Source organism: Allocoleopsis franciscana PCC 7113 (assembly GCF_000317515.1).
In the GTDB taxonomy this organism is placed as follows: domain Bacteria; phylum Cyanobacteriota; class Cyanobacteriia; order Cyanobacteriales; family Coleofasciculaceae; genus Allocoleopsis; species Allocoleopsis franciscana.
In genome coordinates this window covers 5,098,569-5,120,814 of the sequence record NC_019738.1, presented here as the reverse complement: position 1 = coordinate 5,120,814, position 22,246 = coordinate 5,098,569, and the positions used below count along the sequence as shown (strand labels likewise).

General features: G+C 47.5%; 19 protein-coding genes and 1 pseudogene. 10 read left to right on the top strand and 10 right to left on the bottom strand.

Annotation, left to right across the window (positions count from 1 at the left end):
• Window positions 1–86: 86 nt before the first annotated feature.
• The 5 genes and pseudogenes from MIC7113_RS20990 to dapF all read right to left on the bottom strand — a co-directional run bounded on the left by MIC7113_RS20990 (window position 87) and on the right by dapF (window position 3,780).
• Window positions 87–338 (bottom strand): TFIIB-type zinc ribbon-containing protein, encoded by a 252-nt coding sequence (locus MIC7113_RS20990; RefSeq protein WP_226883702.1) that lies wholly within the window; start codon window positions 336–338, stop codon window positions 87–89.
• A gap of 12 nt (window positions 339–350) precedes the next feature.
• A pseudogene (locus tag MIC7113_RS38715) lies at window positions 351–470 on the bottom strand (TFIIB-type zinc ribbon-containing protein); the annotation flags it as partial.
• Between the two features lie 175 nt (window positions 471–645).
• Window positions 646–1,482: a dienelactone hydrolase family protein gene (locus tag MIC7113_RS20985; RefSeq protein ID WP_015184191.1), complete on the bottom strand. Its 837-nt coding sequence runs from the start codon at window positions 1,480–1,482 to the stop codon at window positions 646–648.
• A 189-nt stretch (window positions 1,483–1,671) separates the two neighbouring features.
• On the bottom strand, window positions 1,672–2,415 hold the full coding sequence (locus MIC7113_RS20980; protein WP_015184190.1) for a hypothetical protein: 744 nt from the start codon (window positions 2,413–2,415) through the stop codon (window positions 1,672–1,674).
• Window positions 2,416–2,934: 519 nt separating this feature from the next.
• On the bottom strand, window positions 2,935–3,780 hold the full coding sequence (dapF, locus tag MIC7113_RS20975; protein ID WP_015184189.1) for a diaminopimelate epimerase: 846 nt from the start codon (window positions 3,778–3,780) through the stop codon (window positions 2,935–2,937).
• Between the two features lie 27 nt (window positions 3,781–3,807).
• On the opposite strand from dapF, the gene MIC7113_RS20970 reads away from it, so the two are divergent.
• On the top strand, window positions 3,808–4,056 hold the full coding sequence (locus tag MIC7113_RS20970; RefSeq protein WP_015184188.1) for an Hfq-related RNA-binding protein: 249 nt from the start codon (window positions 3,808–3,810) through the stop codon (window positions 4,054–4,056).
• Window positions 4,057–4,113: 57 nt separating this feature from the next.
• Here MIC7113_RS20970 and MIC7113_RS20965 read toward each other — a convergent pair whose 3' ends face one another.
• The gene (locus MIC7113_RS20965; protein WP_015184187.1) at window positions 4,114–6,462 is read right to left on the bottom strand and encodes a cation:proton antiporter; all 2,349 of its coding nucleotides are present in this window, start codon (window positions 6,460–6,462) and stop codon (window positions 4,114–4,116) included.
• Between the two features lie 385 nt (window positions 6,463–6,847).
• Here MIC7113_RS20965 and MIC7113_RS20960 point away from each other — a divergent pair, with 385 nt between their 5' ends.
• Window positions 6,848–7,741, top strand: coding sequence for a M23 family metallopeptidase (locus tag MIC7113_RS20960; RefSeq protein ID WP_155898240.1), 894 nt, complete (start codon window positions 6,848–6,850; stop codon window positions 7,739–7,741).
• Between the two features lie 117 nt (window positions 7,742–7,858).
• Window positions 7,859–8,449 carry a late competence development ComFB family protein gene (locus tag MIC7113_RS20955; protein ID WP_015184185.1) on the top strand — a complete coding sequence of 197 codons (591 nt, stop codon included), beginning with the start codon at window positions 7,859–7,861 and terminating at the stop codon, window positions 8,447–8,449.
• Window positions 8,450–8,476: 27 nt separating this feature from the next.
• Here the strand turns inward: MIC7113_RS20955 and MIC7113_RS20950 are convergent, their stop codons facing one another.
• Together MIC7113_RS20950 and MIC7113_RS20945 are read right to left on the bottom strand one after the other, a co-directional pair.
• Window positions 8,477–8,917, bottom strand: coding sequence for a L,D-transpeptidase (locus tag MIC7113_RS20950; protein ID WP_226883484.1), 441 nt, complete (start codon window positions 8,915–8,917; stop codon window positions 8,477–8,479).
• A gap of 134 nt (window positions 8,918–9,051) precedes the next feature.
• Window positions 9,052–9,549: a response regulator gene (locus MIC7113_RS20945; protein ID WP_015184183.1), complete on the bottom strand. Its 498-nt coding sequence runs from the start codon at window positions 9,547–9,549 to the stop codon at window positions 9,052–9,054.
• A gap of 433 nt (window positions 9,550–9,982) precedes the next feature.
• Between MIC7113_RS20945 and MIC7113_RS20940 the strand changes: the two genes are divergently transcribed.
• Together MIC7113_RS20940 and MIC7113_RS20935 are read left to right on the top strand one after the other, a co-directional pair.
• On the top strand, window positions 9,983–10,663 hold the full coding sequence (locus tag MIC7113_RS20940) for a sigma-70 family RNA polymerase sigma factor (RefSeq protein ID WP_015184182.1): 681 nt from the start codon (window positions 9,983–9,985) through the stop codon (window positions 10,661–10,663).
• A 112-nt stretch (window positions 10,664–10,775) separates the two neighbouring features.
• Window positions 10,776–11,300: an anti-sigma factor family protein gene (locus MIC7113_RS20935; RefSeq protein ID WP_015184181.1), complete on the top strand. Its 525-nt coding sequence runs from the start codon at window positions 10,776–10,778 to the stop codon at window positions 11,298–11,300.
• A gap of 251 nt (window positions 11,301–11,551) precedes the next feature.
• Here MIC7113_RS20935 and era read toward each other — a convergent pair whose 3' ends face one another.
• Window positions 11,552–12,541, bottom strand: coding sequence for a GTPase Era (gene era / locus MIC7113_RS20930; protein WP_015184180.1), 990 nt, complete (start codon window positions 12,539–12,541; stop codon window positions 11,552–11,554).
• Between the two features lie 331 nt (window positions 12,542–12,872).
• Here era and MIC7113_RS20925 point away from each other — a divergent pair, with 331 nt between their 5' ends.
• The 4 genes from MIC7113_RS20925 (at window position 12,873) to MIC7113_RS33660 (ending at window position 16,975) form a co-directional block, all read left to right on the top strand.
• On the top strand, window positions 12,873–13,418 hold the full coding sequence (locus tag MIC7113_RS20925) for a GNAT family N-acetyltransferase (RefSeq protein WP_015184179.1): 546 nt from the start codon (window positions 12,873–12,875) through the stop codon (window positions 13,416–13,418).
• Window positions 13,419–13,647: 229 nt separating this feature from the next.
• On the top strand, window positions 13,648–14,667 hold the full coding sequence (locus MIC7113_RS20920) for a retropepsin-like aspartic protease (protein WP_015184178.1): 1,020 nt from the start codon (window positions 13,648–13,650) through the stop codon (window positions 14,665–14,667).
• A gap of 527 nt (window positions 14,668–15,194) precedes the next feature.
• Complete coding sequence (locus MIC7113_RS20915; protein ID WP_015184177.1) at window positions 15,195–16,379, top strand: ParM/StbA family protein; 1,185 nt, start codon at window positions 15,195–15,197, stop codon at window positions 16,377–16,379.
• A gap of 56 nt (window positions 16,380–16,435) precedes the next feature.
• On the top strand, window positions 16,436–16,975 hold the full coding sequence (locus tag MIC7113_RS33660; RefSeq protein ID WP_216596335.1) for a hypothetical protein: 540 nt from the start codon (window positions 16,436–16,438) through the stop codon (window positions 16,973–16,975).
• Between the two features lie 195 nt (window positions 16,976–17,170).
• On the opposite strand, the gene MIC7113_RS20900 is transcribed toward MIC7113_RS33660, so the two are convergent.
• Window positions 17,171–17,383, bottom strand: a complete 213-nt coding sequence (locus tag MIC7113_RS20900; RefSeq protein ID WP_041780154.1) for a hypothetical protein — start codon at window positions 17,381–17,383, stop codon at window positions 17,171–17,173.
• Window positions 17,384–17,577: 194 nt separating this feature from the next.
• On the opposite strand from MIC7113_RS20900, the gene MIC7113_RS20895 reads away from it, so the two are divergent.
• Window positions 17,578–22,164 carry a CHAT domain-containing protein gene (locus tag MIC7113_RS20895; RefSeq protein ID WP_015184175.1) on the top strand — a complete coding sequence of 1,529 codons (4,587 nt, stop codon included), beginning with the start codon at window positions 17,578–17,580 and terminating at the stop codon, window positions 22,162–22,164.
• The last annotated feature ends 82 nt before the right edge of the window (window positions 22,165–22,246 follow it).

Sequence of the window (22,246 nt, the reverse complement as noted above, 5' to 3'; positions counted from 1 at the left end):
GCCTGTGCTTGTATTGGCAAGAGAAAGTAAAGCGCTCAAGGAGAAACGTTATTCTTCTATTTTTTCTCCTTTTTTAGGGCTTGAAATTAGCGTCTTTCTTTGCTAAAAATGCTCTTGAAAATATCTGAAAGGTTCTCTTCCTTATAATCCTTAAACTCGCCCGCATCAAACCAAACACCATAGCAAACAGGACACTTTTCGTACCGGATATGAGACTGATTGAGGTCAACCATTTTCGTCATTTGAGTCTTACATTTTGGGCAATTAATAGTCCCAATTGCATCAAATTTTTTACCTGTTGAAGGGTCGCCAACATCTATAATTTCAGCGCCTTTCATTTTCTTAAGTTCCTGAGCCTCTTGGGAATCAAACCAAATCCCTTGACAGTTCGTGCAGCGGTCTACTTCTATATCGGAATACACTACGGATTCCAGGCTTCCTTGACATTTAGGGCATTGCAGTTGACTCATCTGGGTCACACCATTTTAGTTCTATGAAGATGGCGATAGTTTAGCAGTTCTTAGAAGGTAACAGGCAGATGGGTTGCTGCTTCCGGGGGAGTATCCCAAATGTACAAATTTAAAGAAAGAGGAGGAAACTTTATATCTAAATGCTCCCCCGCTCCCCCGCTCCCCAGCTCCCCCGCTACGCAACACCATGCTCTTTGAACCAAGCCTTGAGGCGTTTCCAACCATCTTGTGCTTGTTCTTGGCGATAGGAAGGACGATAGTCAGCAAAGAAGGCATGGGGTGTATCGGGATAAACGATAATTTCCGAACCACTGTTTCCTGCTTTGAGCGCCTCGCGCATTTGCTCCACAGTTGCAACCGGAATTCCATTATCACTGCCACCGTAGAGTCCTAATACAGGCACTTTCAACTTAGCTGCAATATCAACAGGGTACTGAGGAGTTAGGGAATTAGACTCACCCACTAAGCGTCCGTACCAGGCGACTCCTGCTTTTACTTTTGGGTTATGAACACTATAGAGCCAAGTCACTCGCCCGCCCCAGCAAAAACCTGTAATTCCGAGTTTATTAATGTTTCCTTTACTCGACTTTTGCGCCCAAGCGACGGTTGCATCCAAATCGGACATCACTTGAGCATCAGGAACTTTAGAGACGACTTTGGAGATAATTTCTTGAACATCCGTGAGTTTGGATACATCGCCTTGACGGACAAACATTTCCGGTGCGATCGCCAAATACCCCAGTTTGGCAAAGCGGCGACAGACATCTTGGATATGTTCGTGCACGCCAAAGATTTCTTGAATCACCAGCACTATCGGAAACTTGTTGCCTTTGGCAGGCATCGCTCGATAAGCCGGAATCTCCCCATCCTTGACAGGAATCTTCACTTCACCCGCCACTAAGCCTTTGGTATCAGTGGTGATCACTTCGGCAAGAATCGGGTGTGCTGCCAGTGCAAACCCTGCCGCCAGCGTAGAGGCAATGATAAATTGTCGGCGCGTTAAATCAGCCATCAGCAGTTTTCTCCGAACACTCCACCACAGGATTTTAACCTTTAGGACGTGATCAGGTTCAGTGAAGGCTTCGAGCCTCCTCGTGCAAGCAACTGCATAAGTGACATTGCCTCTAGAGATATAAAAAGACAGCACTACAGACAACTTGCAGCCTTCCCCACCCGCGCCAAAGCGCAGGTGGGGTTTTCTTTATTCAAGGCGAACTGCAATGGTATAAGAAGGTCGCTGTTTAGCTTCTCTTTGAGTTTTAACCACACGAAAGTCATGGTCAATATAGAGATGCTCAAACTGGGGAACCATCAAAAAGGCAGTTTTTAATGTTTTAGCTGTACTTTTATCAAGATTTTCCAGTGAAGGTACTTGGGGAGAATCTATGGTTTGGGATGATTTATTTTTTCTAGATGCGACGACTTTCGTAAACCATTCCTCTGCTTTTTCAATACTCAGGGGCATGGCTCCGAATCGAAAGCTTTGTTCTATCTCAATATTCTGAATTTGCCACTGACTTTCTCTGACTTCATACCTTTGCAGCACCATTAAATCATAAGCGAAGAGAATGGATGATAATTTCTGCAAAAAAGGTATTTTGTGACCCGGAGCGTAACGAGCCATATTGGCATAGTAACCATTGTCATGAAAAATTTGGTAAGACTGCTCTCGTAGCCGTCCTGGCACAATGTCTTGATAAGGTATGGTAGACCAAACAGATGACCATACTCCCTGTACTAGCGGTACTTGATCTTCGGCTCTGGGATAAGGATTTCGCCGATTTAACTCTTCAACAATTGGTGCTAATTCATTCTTATAAAACAGCACTTTTTGCTTTATTGGTTCTGCGTCTCGGCTTGCTGTAAGCTGCAAAATTTTTTGTTTAAGTTCTTCTGTACTCTGATGACTCAGTTCATCAGTACTTAGTATTTTATCCGCGAGCACTGTATACACTCCGAGCAATACAAGACAAAATAAATGATGACTAATACCCAATTGTGTTCTTAACTTCGCTTTTTAGATAAGTTAAGTTTTACCTCTGGGAACGCGGTGCGATCGCATAGTGAGGCAGGATATTTTTAAAGTGGGTAACTGGGTATGAAGCGCACTTTTTCAAGGGCTTCTAAATTAAATAATGTAACTTTTTCTGACAAATAACGTCTTTCTTCAGGTATAAGGACTCTGTCTCTTGCGTCAACCCACGGAAGTAAGAGAACCTCTCGTTAACGGGGGGAGTCGTCTAGTGGTTCATGTCTTTAATTTTGAGGAGTTAACTTGGTGTGTAGTTGACCTTAAGCGCTGAAGCGCTTACTACGAAACCATCAGAACTAATAATAGAAACCACTAGTAAACTCAGATAGAAATAAATAATTGACTGACAAAAATTTCTCCAATTCCCCGCCTCACTTATGGGGCAACCACGGGGGATTGCCCCTACCATGAATGAACCGACACACTAGAACATCAAAGTTGTGATACCTTGCCTCTAAATACGCGCTCGGCTGGCCCAGTCATGTAAACTCGTTGGTCTTGCTGTGCCCATTCAATTTCCAAACAGCCACCGGGGAGTTCTACCGTCGCCTTGCGATCGCTCTTGCCGGTTAACACACCTGCCACTACCGCAGCACAGGCACCTGTGCCACAAGCTAGTGTTACTCCGGCACCACGTTCCCACACCCGCATCTTCAGATAATCGGGACGCACGACTTGAATAAATTCCGTATTGGTTCGCTGGGGAAACGCTGGGTGATGCTCGAATTGGGGGCCGATGGCTTCTAGGGGGATAGCGGCGACATCCTCAACAAACGTGATGCAGTGAGGATTACCCATACTCACACAGGTAACCTCCCAGGATTGCCCAGCCACTTGCAGGGGTACAGCGATCGCTTTTTGCTCCGCATCCGCTAACGTAGTGGGAATTTGAGCTGCCAAAAGCTGAGGCATTCCCATATCTACCTTGACTTTGCCCTCACCTTCTATTTTGGGGATAATCACACCGGCTAAGGTATGTATCCGATACTCTGATTTAGCATCTGCCCCTTCCAGATCGGCGATAAACTGGGCGAAGCAGCGAATCCCATTGCCACACATCTCTGGCTCAGAGCCATCGGAGTTAAAAATTCGCATGGTATAGTCACCTGCCTCTTCTCCGGGCAAAGCGAAGATCACACCATCCGCACCAATCCCAAAATGGCGATCGCATAGCTGCACCGCTTGCTCTGATGTAATAATCGGTTGCGTGTCAGCGCGATTATCAATCAAGATGAAGTCATTCCCCAGACCGTGATACTTTGTAAATTCGATTTCCATATTGAGCTCCGGCTTTAAAAATTGATTATGGCTGAATTCGATACAGGTCTACCAAGCGTTCGTCAAATTCAAGGATTGATTAAAGAGGGAAAAGAAGTTGAAGTAAAACTTTTGACCCAAGATGTACTAGTTGGTCAACTGCTTTGGCAAGATTCAGATTGCTTCTGTCTGGCTACTCAGGAAGGAATACGCACGATTATTTGGCGTCATGCCATGGCTTACATCAAGCCCCAAGAGGTAGAAATGGGGAGTCGTTCTCTTCAAGTGCGGCAATGAAAGCAGTTGCAGGTTAACCTTCAATCTTTAACGTTCTAACTTTCAACGGATTTCAGTTTAATCTCCGTTACGCTGACTATCGAGGGGTAGATACTCTTGCAAGGCTTCACTCACGGGAGCCTTGATAATAGGAATCGCCACGACAGATTGCTGAGGTTCGGGTGCTAGCCACTGTTGTAATTGACGCAGAGGATAGCTACCACCGCACAGCAGCAGGTGATCGCCCACTCGAATTTCAGCACGACCATCGGGAAAGCGGATAAACTTTCCTTCACGGCGAATGGCTTGCACCTGTACTCCGTACTGACGGCGTAAATGCAGCTCTGCAAGCGTTTTCCCGTGTGCTGGGCTGTCTTCAGGCACCAGCAACCATTGACAGGGGGTATTAATGCCAGGAATCGCCACTTCACCCTTCGCCAGTTCATTAAAAGCGGCAAGTTCATCGGGTTCGCCGACAGCCAAGATGCGATCGCCTTCTTGCAGTTGCGCTTGAGCTCCAGGATAGTCAATTTCCTCCCCTTCGGCACGACGAATCGCCACTAAGCTCACACCGGTCAAGCGGCGAATGTTGGCTTCTTCCAATGTCATACCCTTAAGCGGCGAACTCTCCGGTAGAGCATACCACTTGCTGTTCATCGCCTCGGTTGCTGTACGTAAATCCCGTGCAATCTGAGCCGGCCCTTGCTCCGGGCGCAAATCGAGATAATGGGAACTACGAATTTGCTCCATTTCTCGTTCAATCACCGAAGCCGGTAAACCTATCCCCGTGAGTAAGTGGGTAGCCAATTCCAAACTGGCTTCAAACTCTGGCTGCACCACCTCTTTCGCCCCCAGTTGATACAAAAGTTCAATATCCCGCTCCGTGTTGGCTCGAACCACAATATCCAGGTCGGGATTAAGTTCTAGCGCTCGCTTGAGACATAGGCGCGTACTCATCGGATCGGATACCGCAATCACCAGCGACTGCGCCTTCTCAACTCCTGCTTTTTCTAACACATGCAAACTGGCGGCATTGCCATACACATAGGGGATTTTCGCCTCTCGCAATTGCTGAATCGCCCGCTCTGATTGATCGATCACCAATACAGGATAATTATGCTCTTGCATCAAGCGCACCAAATTACGCCCGCCCCGTCCGTAACCACAAATCACCACAGGTTCTAAAAGCTGCGCGACTTCAGGAGACACTTCTTTCGGAGCCTCCATGGGTTCAAAAAACCGCTTCAGGGACGGGAGTGATTCGAGCCAGTTAAATGCCAGAGGGACTACACGTAGGACAAAGGGGGTAACGACCAGTGTCACTGCCGTTGTACCTAAAATCAACAAGTAAACGCGACGGGATACTAATCCTAAGAACTGTCCCTCACTTGCGAGGACAAAGGAGAATTCCCCAATCTGAGTTAGCCCCAAACCGACAATGATTGCCGTCTTTAACGGATAACCAAACGCCTTCACCAATGGCGTGATAATCAAAAACTTACCCACTAACACCAGACAGACTAATCCCAAAATCAACTCTAGATTGTTCCAGAGGAAAAGGGGGTCGATCAGCATCCCGATCGCGGCAAAGAATAAAGCCGCAAACACATCCCGGAGCGGCTCTACATAAGTCAGTGTTTGATCGGAATATTCCACCTCACTAATCATTAAACCGGCAACAAACGCCCCCATTTCAATCGAAAGACCTAAATGCTCCGTCAGCAGGGCAATGCCCAAACACAGGGCAACCACCCCCAGCAAAAACAGTTCTCGGCTTTCTGTTTTAGCGAGGAGTCGCAACAGATAGGGGATGAGCCAAATGCCGGCGGCTACGGCTCCAGCGGCAAATAAACCAATTTTTAACAGCGCTAAGCCGATGGCTACACCAATCGCTTCTGGTGGTTGATCGAGGGCGGGTAATACGGCTAGCATCAAGCCCAATGCCAAGTCTTGTACTACCAAAATCCCCAGCATAATCTGTCCGTGGGGCGTCTCTGTTTCGTTGCGCTCCATCAAACATTTGAGGACGACAGCGGTGGACGACAAGGACAAAATTGCTCCCAGGAAGACCCCTTTAGCGGGAGTACTCACCCAGCCCATACCCAGGGATAATAACGTGGTGACGAGAATTGTTAAGGTAATTTGTAGCCCGCCCCCGCCTAAGGCGATCGCCTGGACTTTTTTCAGTTCTGCCAGGGAAAACTCAACGCCCAGGGCAAACAACAAAAATGCCACTCCAAACTGAGCCAATGTCTCGATCTGAACTAATTCTTTAATCAGACCCAAACCCGCTGGACCAACAATGATTCCCCCCAGAATATAGCCCAGTAGAGCAGGTTGACGCAAAAGCGCTGCAAATAGACCACCAGCCGCTGCGGCGGCGAGGACGGACACGAAGTCAAGGATTAGTCTGAAGTCTTCTTGCACCGGTTCCTTTTCTGAGAAAATTATTAAGCTATATAAACTTTAGAATACAAATTTTTCCAGCTCCTGTTACTTTTGGTACACGAAAGGGCAAGTCTTGGGTTTTACTAAAGTCCCCTTAGTGCAATTGTAGAAATTGGCCTCGAACAAGAGCTACCTTCACCTCACTCTCCTCTTCTACAGGGAGTTAGCGGGAGTATCAGTCTGGTTGGAATCAAGTGGTTTTGAGTCAAGCGGTTGGAAACTCTTCCTTGCAGGTGCTAGTCTATCGGCTATGAGTGGCTATCGATATATTGAGCCGCTAAACTATTGTCAACAACTCGATAGGGAAGAATGACCTGTGCCGTCGAAGACTACTTTGTCTCAATCGCGCCCCCGCCGCAACTGGTTGGCTGTTGCTGTTTTGTGGGTACAACGTCAACGCGCTAACTGGGTACGAATCAGTCTCGCTCTGGGCATAGTTGCCGCTTTAGTTACCCTAGCTGTTCCAGTACGAGCGGTGCAAGTCCGCTTGTCACCGTCCAATCCTCAATTAGGCGATACCTTATCTGTAATAGTCCAGCAAGACCCTACCCTAAGCCGAACGCCAACGGTTAAGATGGGGCAAAAGACCTACCCAACTTTTGTCACGAGTTCAGGAGCGTTTCGAGCATTGTTGCCAACATCGCCTCTGGATCAGCCTGGAACTGTACAGATTCAGGTTCAAGGAGGGAGTGAGAGCAAAACCTTAAGTGTGCCGTTGCGAAGTCGTTCGTTTCCCACCCAACGGATTCGGCTTTCAGGCGCAGCTGGGGCGAAAGCGACGCAGCATGAATTGGATCGCGTTGCCGCTTTCAAAAATTTAGAAACGCCAGAAAAATATTGGAATGGGCCGTTCGTCAAGCCTAATAGTGGTCGAATTTCAGCGGGTTATGGAATTCGCCGCTATTACAATGGTGTCTTTGCTAAAGATTACTACCATCGCGGTGTTGACTATGCAGGTGGCATGGGTTCGCCAGTTGTGGCACCGGCTGCCGGCCGAGTCGCTTTAGTTGGAAGAGTATCGGAAGGATTCCGGGTACATGGTAACGTAGTGGGAATTGACCACGGTCAAGGCGTCACCAGTATCATGATGCACCTCTCGCGCATTGATGTTCGGGAAGGACAGCTTGTGAAACCCGGTCAAAGAATTGGTGCGGTAGGTTCAACGGGTGCCTCTACCGGGCCACATCTACATTGGGGCCTCTACGTCCACGGTATTTCTGTTGACCCAGTGCCTTGGCGAGAGCGAGGCTTTGAGTAAAGCTTTCTCAAGTTTTGCCGAAGTTTTCTCCAGTTAGTTGGATTTTGTATTGTTTAAATTAAAAATTGTGGCAAGTTTTCCACTTCAAACGCAGCTACCGGGAAACACTCCAACGTCATGAGTATTGAAAAAATCGTAGAACAAGCTCTGCAAGATGGCTACTTGACCCCAGTCATGGAAACCGAGGTGGGTCGTATCTGTGATACAGCCTCGGAGCTTTCGATCGAAGAATATATGGCCTTGGATCGCCTAATGGGGGCGCTGTTGACCGGCGAAGTGGTTGCCGTTCCGCGTAAGCAGTTCATCAATGTGATGGAGGAGTTGGTACTCACGGAGGCGGTGGCTCAAATTGCCGAAATCGAAGCGAAAAGCGATCGCATCCTCGATGTCGGAGATATTGCCGCCTACGCCCTGAATCGACTCCCTCCTTTATATGCCACCACCGAAGAAGGTGCAAGATACCAGCGGCAGCGTGCCAAGGAGGAACTTCACGACTTGATCACCCAGCAAGTGAGTGCCGCCCTCACCCGCAACCTAGATCGACCGGATTTTGGCTGTGAACGTCAAGCATTGGGCAAAACTGGCGGAAATGATGTTCTCAGACAGGTGAATAGCTTGTTGCAGGTTTACGCCCCTGACTTTGAAGCCAAACCCTCTAGCAATTATTTTGAGGTGGAGGAGTCAGAAGTCATCAGTCAGGAGTTTTGAGCCAAACAACGATTGAATGTTGACCCGTTATGGGCGAACAATCACGGGTGTCCCTAGGCTGACTTGGTTATACAACGCCCGAATATCCTTGTTTCGCATCCGCAAGCAGCCGTGAGAAATTGCTTTTCCCACCAGTTTCTCGTCATCGGTGCCATGAAACCCGATGTGATGGCGTTCGTCAACCCAAAAACCAATCCACCGATCGCCTAATGGATTGTCAGGGCCGGCGGGGATAATCTCACCCGTAATCGGTTGCTTCCAAACGGGGTTGAGTTGCTTGTGTAACACTTTAAAGGTGCCCGTGGGGGTTTCCCACCCGGGTTGACCGACGGCAACGGGATAAGTAGCAATCCGTTGTTTTCCCCAGTAACTGTAAACGCGGGCTTCACTCAAATCCACCACAATTCGAGAACTCATCCCTGCGATCGCCATTTTTAGAGAATCGGTGGCAGGTAAAACCTGCGCCATTTTGGGTTTAGGTTTGACTTTAGGAATGACGGACAAGGGTTTCAGCCTAGGTTGTACCGCTGAAAACCAGAGGATCGCTGATCCGAAGCACACTACCATCCAGCTTGTCTTAAGGGAGTAATTGATAGCCATTGTTACGCATTACCGTTAGCAGGCGGCAGTTCTACGATATGAAACCAGTATTCTCCTAATGTATTAACGGCTTCAACGAGTGCGTCAAAGGTCATGGGTTTGATGAAATAAGAACTGGCTCCTAGTTCATAGCTACGACGGATATCTTGCTCAGAACTTGAGGAAGTCAGCACCACAATCGGGATACGCCGTAAGTTTGAGTCAGCCTTAATCGCTTGTAACACCTCTGGCCCGTCTATTTTCGGGAGGTGCCAATCCAGCAAGATTAAATCGGGCCGGGGAGAACTGGCTATGTCGCTGTACTGGTGCCGACGGTGTAGATAGTCCAGCAGTTCCTCCCCATCATTGACAATATACAAATTGTTGAGTATTCGACTTATTTTTAGGGCTTGTTTCATCAAGCTTTGGTCTGCAATCGTATCTTCTGCTAAGAGAATTGTGATTCGCTTTCTGGGATTAGTCACTTTCGCCCTAACTCCACAGGGATATTTGGTCGGCATACTTTCTCAACGATACTCAACAATACTCCTCTGCCTCAACGACCTATAGCTGTCGCCATAAAGCTTAGGACAGATTGAACGGCTGTAAATGACCACGTACCAGTAAAAAACCTTCTGCCTACTCCTGCCTCCTGCCTCCTGCCTCCTGCCTCCTGCCTCCTGCCTTCTGCCTTCTGCCTTCTGCCTTCTGCCATATATGGGGGATGTAGAAAGTCGGCACTCACTGTTTTTTCCGAAACCGACCTCAAAAATTTCTAATACTATCCTTTTGGGGGATGCGGCTAACTTCTCTAAAAGTCATAATGAGTAGTTTACTAGTTACACTTTGAGCAATTCCTTGTAAAATAAAAGATTTACTTGTTGATGCGGGAACTCTTGCTGAAAGTCGGGCGTCTTGGGGAAGAAGAAGGATGTTCTAGCACCCATTCCATCCATGAGCCAATCGATTTCTTTATCCTGGTCAACCGGTGAGGTAACGCTTCCTCAATTAGGTGAAGTCACACCTCCTCAAGTATCGGTGCAACCTGACAAACTCTCTAACTATGACTTAATTTTGCGCTGTCAGGACGGACTAAGCCCTGATCGGACTGCCTTTGCTGAGCTTTTACGACGGTACCAATCTCATGTTGATAAGATTTTGTACCATCTGGCTCCAGACTGGCAGGACAGAGCTGACTTGGCGCAAGAAGTCTGGATTCGAGTTTACCGGAACATCAAGCGGTTAAATGAGCCTGTGAAGTTCCGGGGATGGTTGAGTCGAATTGCCACCAATCTCTTCTACGATGAACTGCGTAAACGCAAACGAGTGGCGAATCCTCTGTCGTTAGATGCTCCACGTCGCCTAGATGACGGTGAAATGGATTGGGAAATTGCCTCGGAAACACCCAATCCAGAAGAAGACATGACGACACGGGAGTTTTATGAACAGCTCCGCGAGGCAATCTCAGACTTGCCAGAAGTGTTCCGCACCACCATCGTCCTAAGAGAAATTGAAGGCATGGCTTATGAAGAGATTGCCGAAATCACGGGTGTCTCTTTGGGGACTGTAAAGTCGAGAATTGCCAGAGCCAGATCGAGACTACAATCTCAGCTCCAAACCTATTTGGAAGCCTGAGCATCCATCTGATTCCTAATAGCGCTTACCCCTAGGGGGTTGTTGGTTTATGACGGAATCTATAAAATATCAGTACAATAGGCGCTTGCTATGACTCGGTGGTGATACGAAAATGACCTCCAATTTTGAAGCTGGTAAACAGTCTAAACAGGAAGCTGTCACACAAATGGATAGCTTGCAGCGCGATCGCTTTGAATTGCTCAGCGCTTACATTGATGGTGAGGTAACCGCACAAGAGCGTAAACAAGTGCAAGAGTTGCTGTCTACGGACTCAACGATGCAGCACTTGTACACTCGACTCCTAAAGCTGCGTCAGGGAATGCATCAGCTTCCCGTACCAACCCCTGCCGTAACAGCGCAACAGACAGCCGAGCAAGTATTCTCACGCATTGATAGACGCCGGAACCGAAGAACAGTACTCTGGGGTGGAGCTGCGATCGCTGCTCTGTTTGTCAGTGCTGTATCAGGAATTTTACCCGGTGGTCGCTCATTAGTGCCCCAATTGGCTCAAAATCCCGATGCTACGGCTGAAACCCTAGAGATTGCACTCAATCAACCCGTGATCGAGATTCCTAAAGCGGCGGTCGTCGATCCAGAGAAGGGAGTGCAGCCATTGAGACTACCCGACCTTAACTAATCGAGTTGAACCTTGAGCTTGGTGTTTGGTGAACAGAACCAACGTCTTGTTGATTTGACAAGAACTCGACTAAATTGTTACAGAGACAGGTTGAGACCTAAATCGATGGGTACACGGACAAAAATAACTTAAAACCCGTCCTTTCTCCAGAAGTCAGGGCGGGTTTTGTTTGGGTATTGTCGGATAGAGGAACAAACTGAGTCCATGAATCTGTACCCAAACATTCAGTTAATGTTTGACATCAAAAACTTTTATTCTTCTATCTGATAACCAAATTCTGCCAGTTGAAGGCGAGATTGTCGCCATTTAGGTACGACTTTGACAAATAATTCTAGATAAACTTTACCCGCAATTAATTTTTGCATTTGTTCACGAGCCGCGCTGCCAATTTGTTTGAGCATACTGCCACCTTTGCCGATGACAATTCCTTTTTGGGAATCACGTTCAACATGAATCGTCGCAAGAATACGGGTAATTTTTGGGTCTTCCTCGACGATATCAATCGTAACAGCTACGGAGTGGGGTACTTCTTCACGAGTAAGCAGTAAAATTTGCTCTCGAATTAATTCCCCCATAATGAATCGTTCCGGTTGATCGGTCACTAAATCAGGGGGATAATAATAAGGCCCCAATTCGAGATGATCGATTAAACGTTGTTGTAAAGCTTCAATCCCGTTACCCGTAAGAGCCGAGAATTTCGTAACGTTCCAGTTATGAGGTGCCGCGAGTTGATTGTAACTTTCATCGATTGATTTCCCCTGAATTGATGGCTGGGAAGGCTGTAAATCAGATTTGTTGATGCCCAGAATCACAGGGGTTTGGGTATGGGTGAGGAGTTCGACGATAAAGCGATCGCCGCCTCCCGCTTCTACCGTTCCATCCACCACAAACAGCACCACATCCACGGAGTCAATCGCAATTTGGGCATTTTGGACTAATACTTTACCCAGTTGGTGATGTGGCTTGTGAATTCCTGGAGTATCCACAAAAATCATCTGCGCTTCTGGCGTCGTCAGGATACCCCGCAGACGGTTGCGCGTTGTTTGGGCGACAGGCGAAGTGATAGCGATTTTTTGCCCCACCAATTCATTCATCAAAGTTGATTTGCCCACATTAGGGCGTCCAATGATGCCGATAAAACCGGATTTAAATCCTTCTGGGGCTTGGGGAATAATCGACCCGTGTAGGATGTCCTCTAAGTTAGTGTCTAACAATGGGTTTGTTGTGTTATCGTCTTCCATGCTGTGCGCGTTTTTTATTTCAAATTAATCATTTATCCCTGGCGGTTGAAACGATTTTGTTGGTCAATTAATTCAGCTATTTAACCCTTATCGCTCCCCCTTCCCTGTTCCTTTGTGAAGAAGCCAGGGTGTTAGGAAGGCGTTGAGGGGTTAAGTTTTCTGAAGTTGCCAACGGCATCATTCTATACGCCCAGACACCAGTTGTCCGTCTCCTTCAATTTACTGCTGTTGCTGGCGCAGTGAGCAGGAAATTTCTCCTAAATCCTCAAACAGTAGAGAGACAACAACTATGATCATCCTATCTTGCTAGAAATGATTAACTTAAACTCTAATGATTGTGATTGAAACTCCTCGGCTAATCCTTCGGCACTTAACCTGGAACGACTTAGATAATTTAGCTGCGCTTTATGCCGATCCACAGGTGATGAGATTCTTAGGCAGTACGCGAACCGATGAAGACACCAAACAACAGTTGGATGGGATATTGGATAGCTACAAAAAACATGGCTTTGGTCTGTGGGCAACCATTCACAAAGCGGATAATCAGTTTATAGGCCGATGTGGGTTAATTGCTCTAGAAATTGATGATCAGCCAGAAATTGAGATTGGCTACGCCCTCCATCAGAGATATTGGGGGCAAGGTTTAGCAACAGAAGCGGCACGCGCCATACGGGATTATGGTTGCTTGGAACTTGGCTATAATCGCCTTATTTCCCTGGTTGATCACGACAACATTGCCTCTCAAAAGGTTGCGATGAAAAACGGCCTGACTTACGAAAAAAATATAACGAAGTGGGACAAGAATCTCCGCGTCTATGTTATCTACAAAACCGATCTTCTCACTCACGATTCCAAGAAAGCTAAAGATGAATTATGAATTATAAAGTATGAAATTAAACCGCTTTCCTTGGCTAGCTCCGATTAGAGATACTCAGGAATCCTGAAAGAATCAGTCTTTGTCACTCAATGAGTGGGTGGGGCATGTACTGATCATTTATCTTGAATTCCTCACAGCTAGGCAAAATTGGCGATTGACATCTATCTAGCGAAAGAGATAAGACTGAGAAATCTATTCAATCTCCTCTCTTCACACAAAGCCATTAATCATGTGGAAATTTTCTACCTATCCTGGCAGCCTGCTGATTATGTCCGGTATTTTGGCATTGAGTAGTGTGGGCTGCTCAGGTGATTCCTCTGAGAGCTCAGCCAATCCATCAACGAGTCAGTCAGTCAGTCAGTCAGCCAGTCCATCAGGCAGTCCGGTAGCCAGTCCATCAGCCAGTCCATCAGCCAGTCCGGTAGCCAGTCCGGTAGCCAGTCCGGTAGCCAGTACATCAGCTAGTCCGGCAGCCAATCCATCAGCCAATCCATCAGCTAGTCCGGCAGCCAATCCATCAGCCAGTCCATCAGCTAAGCTAGCTCCCGTACTCAAACCCAAGCTTGCGCTTGCCTCAAAGGTAGCTCCCTCTCCGACAGTATCACCCTCTGCCAATCCCGAAGCCTATAATCGCGCCATCGATATTGCGATGGGTGCGTCTACCATCAGTAAATCTGCTGTGTCTCGCGATGACTGGAAACTGGTGGCAAACTCCTGGCAACAGGCGATTGACTTCTTAAAACAAGTGCCGGCTTCTAGTCCTCAGCACGCCGTCGCTAAGACAAAACTGTCCCAATATCAGCGTTTTTTAGCAGATGCGAAGCAAAAATCGGCACCACTACCGAAAAAGAACACTGTGGGTGATGTCAATCCATCATTTTTCTCCATACCGATCAAAGGACGAAGAAACGGAACACCGATTATAGAAGTTAGCTTTAATAATCAACGTAAATTTGACATGCTGTTTGATACAGGGGCTACTATTACTCTCATTCCCGAAAGTATTGCCCTTTCGTTGCAATTGAAACCGCAAGGCTCAACAATAGTGACTGTAGCCGATGGTGCAGCTATTGTAGTCTCGAAAACCATTCTCAAATCGATGGAAATTGATGGTCGTGTCAAAAGAAATATGTCAGTCGTTGTCGCGCCACCTGCAATGGAAGAAGGTCTATTAGGACAAGATTTCTACGAAGGCTACGATATTGCCATTAAAGAAAATATCATTGAATTTCGCCGATATGGACAATAGGTGATTTGTCAAAGTTTAATCTTGGAGATGAGTATTGCCCGATGGATGACTGGCCTTTTCTGGACTTCTCGCTGGAATTGGCTAGACGATCATCGTAATGAGGTTATGCGTTAATTAGGTATGTAGAAATAAACGCCAGTATGTAAATAAATGTTAAGAGGCTAAAACCTTTATGGGTGAAGAATTTTAGCTAACTGTGTTTCTTATATTCGTTGCGGAGGCAATGGGTCTGTTAGAGGCTGACAGCTTGCACCAGTACAGTCTGTAGGCTGGCGCTCGACCATTACAGCACAACCTTCGCTAGGATTTATTGATGAGAAAAATACAATTCCACCCAATTCTGTATAGAGTAATATCCTTAGTTTTGACAAAATAGCCAAATTAACAGGAATTTAGGAACCAAATTTACGGATGCCAGCTCTAGGTGGTTGTAATAAATTTCTCAAGAACTTGCGTCCGTCCAAGGTATAGCATCTTGTTAGGATTGCATGATAATTTGTTGAAGCTAAGAGAGATTAGGAGTGTTCATGACGGTTCAACAGTCTGCTGCTACCCCGATGAATTCGGCTTCTACGCCGATGAATTCGGCTTCTACGCCGATGAATTCGGCAGCTACCCCAATGAATAACCCGAAGTCGGCGACGACTCCGGCGAATCCCAGACAACCGACCAACATGGGGAAATCGATTCTCAGCGTGGACTTAGGTCGAACATCCACAAAGACTTGTGTGTCACGCGAACCCAACAATGTAGTCTTCATTCCTGCCAACGTGAAGCAATTATCGATGGAACAGGCTCGTGGGGGTATTTTTGAAGCTCGCACCACTGATCCACTATTAGATATGTGGCTGGAGTATCAAGGAAAGGGCTATGCTGTTGGTCAACTGGCAGCAGACTTTGGGGCAAATCTTGGCGTAGGTCAATCGAAAGTTGAGGATGCACTCGCAAAAGTATTGGCCTGTATCGGGTACTTCAATTTTAAAGATGAGGTATCCGTTATACTCGGTCTGCCTTATCTTTCCCAGGATCAGTTTGAACGGGAAAAGGCTCAGTTGGTTAGCCTTCTGAGTGGGCCTCATATTATGACTTATCGGGGCGAGTCGGTGTCGATTAACATTAACAAAGTTTGGGTCATGCCAGAAGGATATGGCAGTCTCTTGTGGTGTGAATCTCAACCCAAGAAAGGGCCAGGACCAGACTTTACGAGACTCTCCGTGGCAATTGTAGACATTGGGCATCAAACCACAGATTGTTTGATGGTGGATAGCTTCCGGTTTGCGCGAGGAGCTTCTAAGAGCGAAGCCTTTGCCATGAGTCAGTTTTATGAGCAAGTTGCCGCCGAGATTGAGGGCGCAGACAGTCAATCTCTATCTCTGATTACGGCAGTGAACCGACCCAAAGGCGATCGCTTTTACCGTCCCAGAGGTGCAACCAAGCCGACCAATTTAGACGATTTTCTGCCTAACCTGAAAGAGAGTTTCTCTCGCGAAATGTGTAGCCGCGTGCTAGCATGGCTGCCGGAGCGCGTCACGGATGTGATTCTCACCGGAGGGGGTGGTGAGTTCTTCTGGGATGACATCCAACGTTTACTGAAAGAGGCTAAGATTAATGCCCACTTAGCTGCACCCTCGCGGCAAGCCAATGCCTTAGGGCAGTATATTTATGGTGAAGCTCAGTTGGCAGCATCGGCTACTCGCTCTGCTAAGGTTTGAAACTAATGTTCCCTTGGTCGAAAAAGATCACTAAACCGGTTACGTTCAATTCAGAGGTGGCTGACGAAACATTGTTAGCGGTTGTGGAAACGGAGTTAATGAAACAACCGCACAAAACGTTTAGCGACCTTTGTAAAGAAGCGTTATGGCAATTTTTGTGCGTACCCGAATCTGTAAGACCGACAACGCCCAAAGCGGGGCAGATGGAACAACCCGTGGCTGAACTCAAGCGCCAATTGGCTGAGTTTGAGCAGCGTTTTTTGCGTCAGGAATCTGGTCGATGGGAGGCGATAGAACCCAAGCTGAATCAACTTTTGAACAGAGAATCTAGTCGATTGGAGGCAATAGAACCCCAACTCCATCAACTTTTGAACAGAGAATCCAGCCGATTAGATGCAATTGAACGTCAGCTCAATCAACTCTCTGGGCAATTGGCGCAGTTGAGCCAAATCGTCAATCAGCAGCCGAAATCTGAGTCTTCTCGCCCGTTCGTACCAGAAGTAAAACAGGCAGAAGTTGTGACTCCGACTGCTCCCCCAGCAGAAATTGACGACCCCTTGCTAAACCGCCTTAGTGCATTCTTAGATGATTTTTAAGGCAAAAACCAGGGTAGTGTATCTATTCCCTCTTCAGTGTCCAAAATAGCGATCGCATCCAAGTGAGTAGAACTGGGTTTTTATCGGGATGCGATCGCTTTTAATTCTTCATCCCTTCAACACATCACTTTGTACGCTCAGAACTTATAACAGAAGGCAGAAGGCTCCAAGGCAGAAGTTTGACTGGTAAAGGTTTCAGTATTTTGCTTTGTCCTCATCGCCTTGGGGACTGCTATATCTTTGTGAACGGAGCAATAATTGAGCGCTGCCATCCGGCAAGCGCTTTATTCGTAATGGCTCTTGTTCTTCGAGTTCCATTGCCATTTCGCGTTGGATGAGCTGGATAGCTTGTATCCCTGATGCACGAATTGATAATTTTTGTACTTTAAAGTAATAGGCTTTCTTCAATCAAGTTACTCTCATCCAAAAGCTGAAATTTGCGATCGCTCTCCAACGGAGCGCTTCACGTTTAAGACTATCCATTACACAATTTTATCCGTTATCCACTTCTACCCCGTTTAATCAGCTTTGAAATCAGGGATTTTACCTGCGTTCCTCCTATCGAGGAATGGGGTATAAAGCGAAAAGGATAAGAATTCTCTATGAAAAGAACTCAACATTTACTGATAGTTCTATCTCTGGTAGGATGTATTCCTTTCACAGCCACTACTTTAACATTGAAAGCCGCTAAATCGGTATCTGCTCAACCGATTATTCCTGCTGCCGATGGCACTGACACCCAGGTTACTCCTGATGGCAACCGCATTGATATCACGGGGGGTCGTTTATCAGGAGATGGAGCGAATCTCTTTCATAGTTTCTCTCAGTTTGGTCTTAACGCCAATCAGACTGCAAATTTTCTCTCGAACCCGAATATCCAGAATATCCTGGGACGTGTAACTGGTGGTGACCCTTCAGTTATTAATGGTTTAATTCAGGTAACAGGGGGCAATTCCAACTTATTTTTGATGAATCCAGCCGGAATTGTCTTTGGCACAAATGCTAGCTTAAATGTACCTGCTGCCTTTACCGCAACGACCGCTGATGGAATTGGTTTTAAGGATAATTGGTTTAATGCTACAGGTGTTAATAATTACACGGCATTAGTCGGAACACCGAGTACATTTGCCTTCACCACAAATCAGCCAGGAAGTATTATCAATGCTGGCAATTTGGCAGTTAGTCAGGGACAGAATTTAACCTTATTGGGTGGCACTGTTGTCAATACCGGGCAACTTTCGGCACCAGGGGGACAAATTATGATGGCGGCTGTGCCTGGGTCGAATTTAGTTCGCCTGAGTCAAGCGGGACATCTACTCAGTTTGGAGATTGACCCAACAGCAACTGCGGCTACTTCCGGAATTACACCGCTTTCTTTGCCCCAGTTGCTGACTGGAAGCGGTGGGACTGTGGCATCGGGTGTTGCAGTTAATTCTTCAGGACAGGTAGTACTAACTAATTCTGGACAAGTAATTTCCACTGAAGCGGGAACCGCTACTGCCTCTGGTACTTTGGATGCTGCGGGTGAAACTGGCGGTGTCGTGAATGTCTTGGGCAACCAAGTGGAAGTTTTGGGTGCCCATATTAGCGCCAATGGTTCTAATGGCGGTGGCACGGTGCGAATGGGCGGGGATTATCGGGGTACAGGCACTGTTCCGAATGCGTCCCAAACCCTTGTCAGTCATGACTCGATGATTACTGCCGACGCCCTGAATAGCGGTGATGGTGGGAGAGTGATCGTGTTTGCCACGGATACTGCCAGCATCCACGGAACCTTAACTGCACGGGGAGGAGTATTTTCTGGGAATGGCGGATTGATTGAAACCTCTGGTAAGCAGTTTCTCAATCTCACCAGTACTCCCGATGCTTCTGCTTTTAATGGTACAGGTGGCACTTGGTTGATTGACCCAACGGATATCACGATTGTCAATGGCGGGGGCGGTGCGATTGGCACCAATCAGGTGGATGTCGCCAACATCAATACCGCACTTAACACTGGCACTAACGTTACGATTACAACGGATATTGGAGGCACTGACCAAGGCAACATCACTCAAAATACCGATGCACCGATCAACAAGACAGTCGGTGGAGAGGCGACTCTTACATTGGATGCTGACAATGACATTATTCTGAATGCGGGAATCAGTTCTACGAGTGGCAAGCTGAATTTGAATCTAAATGCCAACAGAGATAATAGCGGTGCAGGCAGAGTTCAAATCAATGATGCCATCTCCACGTTAGGTGGAAATATCACTATCAATGGAACCAGCAACGGCACCGATATACATGGCATCTTCGTCAACAGTTCGATCAACTCCGGAGGTGGGAACATCACCTTTAACGGGACGAGTATCGGATCTGGCCTATCTGCTGGCATCTTCGTTAATGAGAATGAGAGTATCACCTCGGAGGGTGGGAATATCGTCTTCACTGGCAGTAGCAGCAGTTATGTTGGCATTTTGAACAAAGACGCCAGCACAATCGACTCCGGAGGGGGAACAATCACCTTTGATGGGACGAGTACGGGCATGGGTATGGGTATGGGTGAACCCGGTAGGGGAATTAGTTCGGAAGGAGTTGTTCTCTCACAGGGTGGAGATATCAATTTTACAGGGAATAGCCTTACTGAAATTGGCATCTTTAACAATAATGAGATCGATTCCAAAGGAGGAGACATTACCTTCAACAGCACGACGCAGGGAACTAACGACTCTGCCATAGGCATCTTTGTTAATGGGAATATTACTTCAGAAAACGGCAACGTTGAGTTCACAGGAAATAGCAGCAATACGGGTATTTATGTAACCAATGCAAATATCGCTTCAGGAAGCGGCAATCTTACCCTGTCTGCTGACAAAATGATTTTTGACGGTACTTCTGCTGGGACTGGTACGGGCAATTTACGGTTGCAGCCGGTTACCCCCAATCTGAATCTGGACATCGGCGGAACCTTCCTGAGTGCCGCCGCCCTGGCACAATTCAATGGCTTTTCTTCTATGGCTATTGGAGGCAATGACAGCAGTGGTGATATTACCCTGAGCGATAATGTCACATTTAATACCCCAGTCACGCTGCAATCAGCCAATGGCTCGATTAACACCAACGGTTTTACGATAACTGGAGCGGGTGACATTACGCTAATCGCCAATCAAGGGATTACCACTAGCTCTATCATCAATCCAGGTCGGCAGATTACGATAACTAGCAATAGTGGCAATATTGATACTCGTGCCGGAACGCTAAATACTAGCTCCACGACTGGCAATGGAGGAGATATTACCCTGAAGAGTACTGAGGGAGCAATTACTACAGGTAACCTCAACGCTTCAGGAGTCACTGGAGGAGGCGCGATCGCAATTTCAGCTCGGACTCAGATGACGACTGGGGCGATCGATTCCAGCGCCAGTTCTGGCAATGGGGGTAATGTTTTCCTTGACCCTCTCAATGATATCCAAGTGGTTTCGATTAATGCCCAAGGGGGAACAGGGGGCACCGGGGGCACCGTTGATATTACGACTGACCAGTTTTTCCGGGCAACGGGCAGTTTCACGGCTCAAAATGGCATAACCGCCAGCATTTCTACGGCTGGGGGTGTGGGAGGCGGTTCAATTACAATCCGGCATGGCGGTGGTAGCTTGAACACTCCCTTTGATGTGGGAAATGCAGGATTGAATGGTACATCTAGCGCAATTACCAATGGAATTGATACCCTTTCTCCCTTTCGGACATTCCCCGGCCCATTCAAGTTGGGCGATATTAGTCTGGTTACTCCGTCATTTTTCCTAGACCAAAACGTCTTGTTCAATCGTGACTACCAGGGTAATATCCCGGATAATGACAAAACCTTAGCGCTACTCGAACTACCACCAAGTATCGGCTGGCTGGAGATTGATGCCGCTTTTGCGGAAATGGAGGAGTTCTTCACCTACCAATTCGAGCAGTATCTAGGACTCCCGTTGAGTGAAACTGTCTCTTTAGAACAAGCTCGTGCGACACTGCGGAAAAATCAGGCCGCCACAGGTGTAAAATCAGCTCTAGTTTATGCCGTATTTGTACCCGATACCCAAGTCCCGGAGGCAACAGAGGATACAGCTAATTCAGGACTAGAGACTCAAACTCAACGCCTCCTCCAGCGCATTCCCAAAGATACTGATCAATTACAACTGCTCGTGGTGACGGCAGATGGGAAAGCGATTGGGCGGCGCGTGCCCAATACGACACGAGCTCAGGTGGTGGCAATGGCAAGCCTTTTGCGAAGTCGCATTACTGATCCCAGGCAACCGCGCCATCGCTACATTCCTATGGCAGAGCAACTGGATCAATGGCTGGTGGCACCGATTAAGAAAGATTTACAAACTGAGGGCATCCAAAATCTCGTCTATATCATGGATGTGGGTTTGCGTTCGCTGCCGATGGCGGCTCTTTACGACGGTCGGAAATTTTTAGTGGAACGGTATAGTATCGGGATGATGCCCAGTTTGGGCTTAACCAATACCCAATACCAAGACATCAAAAATTCTCAAGTGCTGGCGATGGGGGCGTCCCAATTCACGGATGAAAACCCCTTACCGGCGGTACCCGTGGAGTTGTCCTTGATTACTTCACGGTTGTGGCAGGGTAAGTCTTACCTCAATCAAGGCTTTACGTTGAATAATCTGAAAGCCCAACGCCGCCAGAAGCCGTTTGGTATTGTTCACCTAGCGACTCATGCCCGCTTTAGACCGGGGACACGGGATAATACTTACATTCGTCTGTGGAACAGTAAGCTATCCCTGGGTGAGTTGCCGCAGTTAGGCTGGAATAACCCACCGGTGGAGTTATTAGTATTGAGTGCTTGTCGCACGGCATTGGGCGATCGCGAAGCCGAGTTGGGCTTTGCTGGGTTAGCGGCACAAGCGGGGGTTAAGTCGGTTTTGGGGAGTGTGTGGAACATCAGCGATGAAGGGACGTTGGCGCTGATGACGGAATTTTATCAACAGTTGAAGCAGGCACCGATCAAAGCGCAGGCGCTACAACAGGCGCAACTGGCAATGCTGAGGGGAGAGGTTCGCTTGCAGGGTGGGGAGTTACGCACTACGACGGGGGAGAAGCTGCCTCTGCCGCCGGAACTGGCAAAGCTGGGAGATCGGGATTTCTCACATCCCAATTACTGGTCTGGATTTACGATGATTGGTAGTCCTTGGTAAGCCCATAATACGGGATATGGCTAAAACTCTCTCCTCAGCGGTCTTACTGCAACTGCTCGATTAAGCGATCGCAGTAAGTTCC

What these genes read in the sequence shown, in the direction of transcription:
- MIC7113_RS20935 (WP_015184181.1), top strand. Translation starts at nt 10,776, where the DNA reads ATGACCTCCAATTTTGAAGCTGGTAAACAGTCTAAACAGGAAGCTGTC.
- MIC7113_RS20920 (WP_015184178.1), top strand. Translation starts at nt 13,648, where the DNA reads ATGTGGAAATTTTCTACCTATCCTGGCAGCCTGCTGATTATGTCCGGT.
- MIC7113_RS20940 (WP_015184182.1), top strand. Translation starts at nt 9,983, where the DNA reads ATGAGCCAATCGATTTCTTTATCCTGGTCAACCGGTGAGGTAACGCTT.
- MIC7113_RS20895 (WP_015184175.1), top strand. Translation starts at nt 17,578, where the DNA reads ATGAAAAGAACTCAACATTTACTGATAGTTCTATCTCTGGTAGGATGT.
- MIC7113_RS20945 (WP_015184183.1), bottom strand. Translation starts at nt 9,549, where the DNA reads ATGCCGACCAAATATCCCTGTGGAGTTAGGGCGAAAGTGACTAATCCC.
- MIC7113_RS20985 (WP_015184191.1), bottom strand. Translation starts at nt 1,482, where the DNA reads ATGGCTGATTTAACGCGCCGACAATTTATCATTGCCTCTACGCTGGCG.
- MIC7113_RS20950 (WP_226883484.1), bottom strand. Translation starts at nt 8,917, where the DNA reads ATGGCGCAGGTTTTACCTGCCACCGATTCTCTAAAAATGGCGATCGCA.
- MIC7113_RS20990 (WP_226883702.1), bottom strand. Translation starts at nt 338, where the DNA reads ATGAAAGGCGCTGAAATTATAGATGTTGGCGACCCTTCAACAGGTAAA.
- MIC7113_RS20915 (WP_015184177.1), top strand. Translation starts at nt 15,195, where the DNA reads ATGACGGTTCAACAGTCTGCTGCTACCCCGATGAATTCGGCTTCTACG.
- MIC7113_RS20955 (WP_015184185.1), top strand. Translation starts at nt 7,859, where the DNA reads ATGAGTATTGAAAAAATCGTAGAACAAGCTCTGCAAGATGGCTACTTG.
- dapF (WP_015184189.1), bottom strand. Translation starts at nt 3,780, where the DNA reads ATGGAAATCGAATTTACAAAGTATCACGGTCTGGGGAATGACTTCATC.
- MIC7113_RS20970 (WP_015184188.1), top strand. Translation starts at nt 3,808, where the DNA reads ATGGCTGAATTCGATACAGGTCTACCAAGCGTTCGTCAAATTCAAGGA.
- era (WP_015184180.1), bottom strand. Translation starts at nt 12,541, where the DNA reads ATGGAAGACGATAACACAACAAACCCATTGTTAGACACTAACTTAGAG.
- MIC7113_RS20925 (WP_015184179.1), top strand. Translation starts at nt 12,873, where the DNA reads ATGATTGTGATTGAAACTCCTCGGCTAATCCTTCGGCACTTAACCTGG.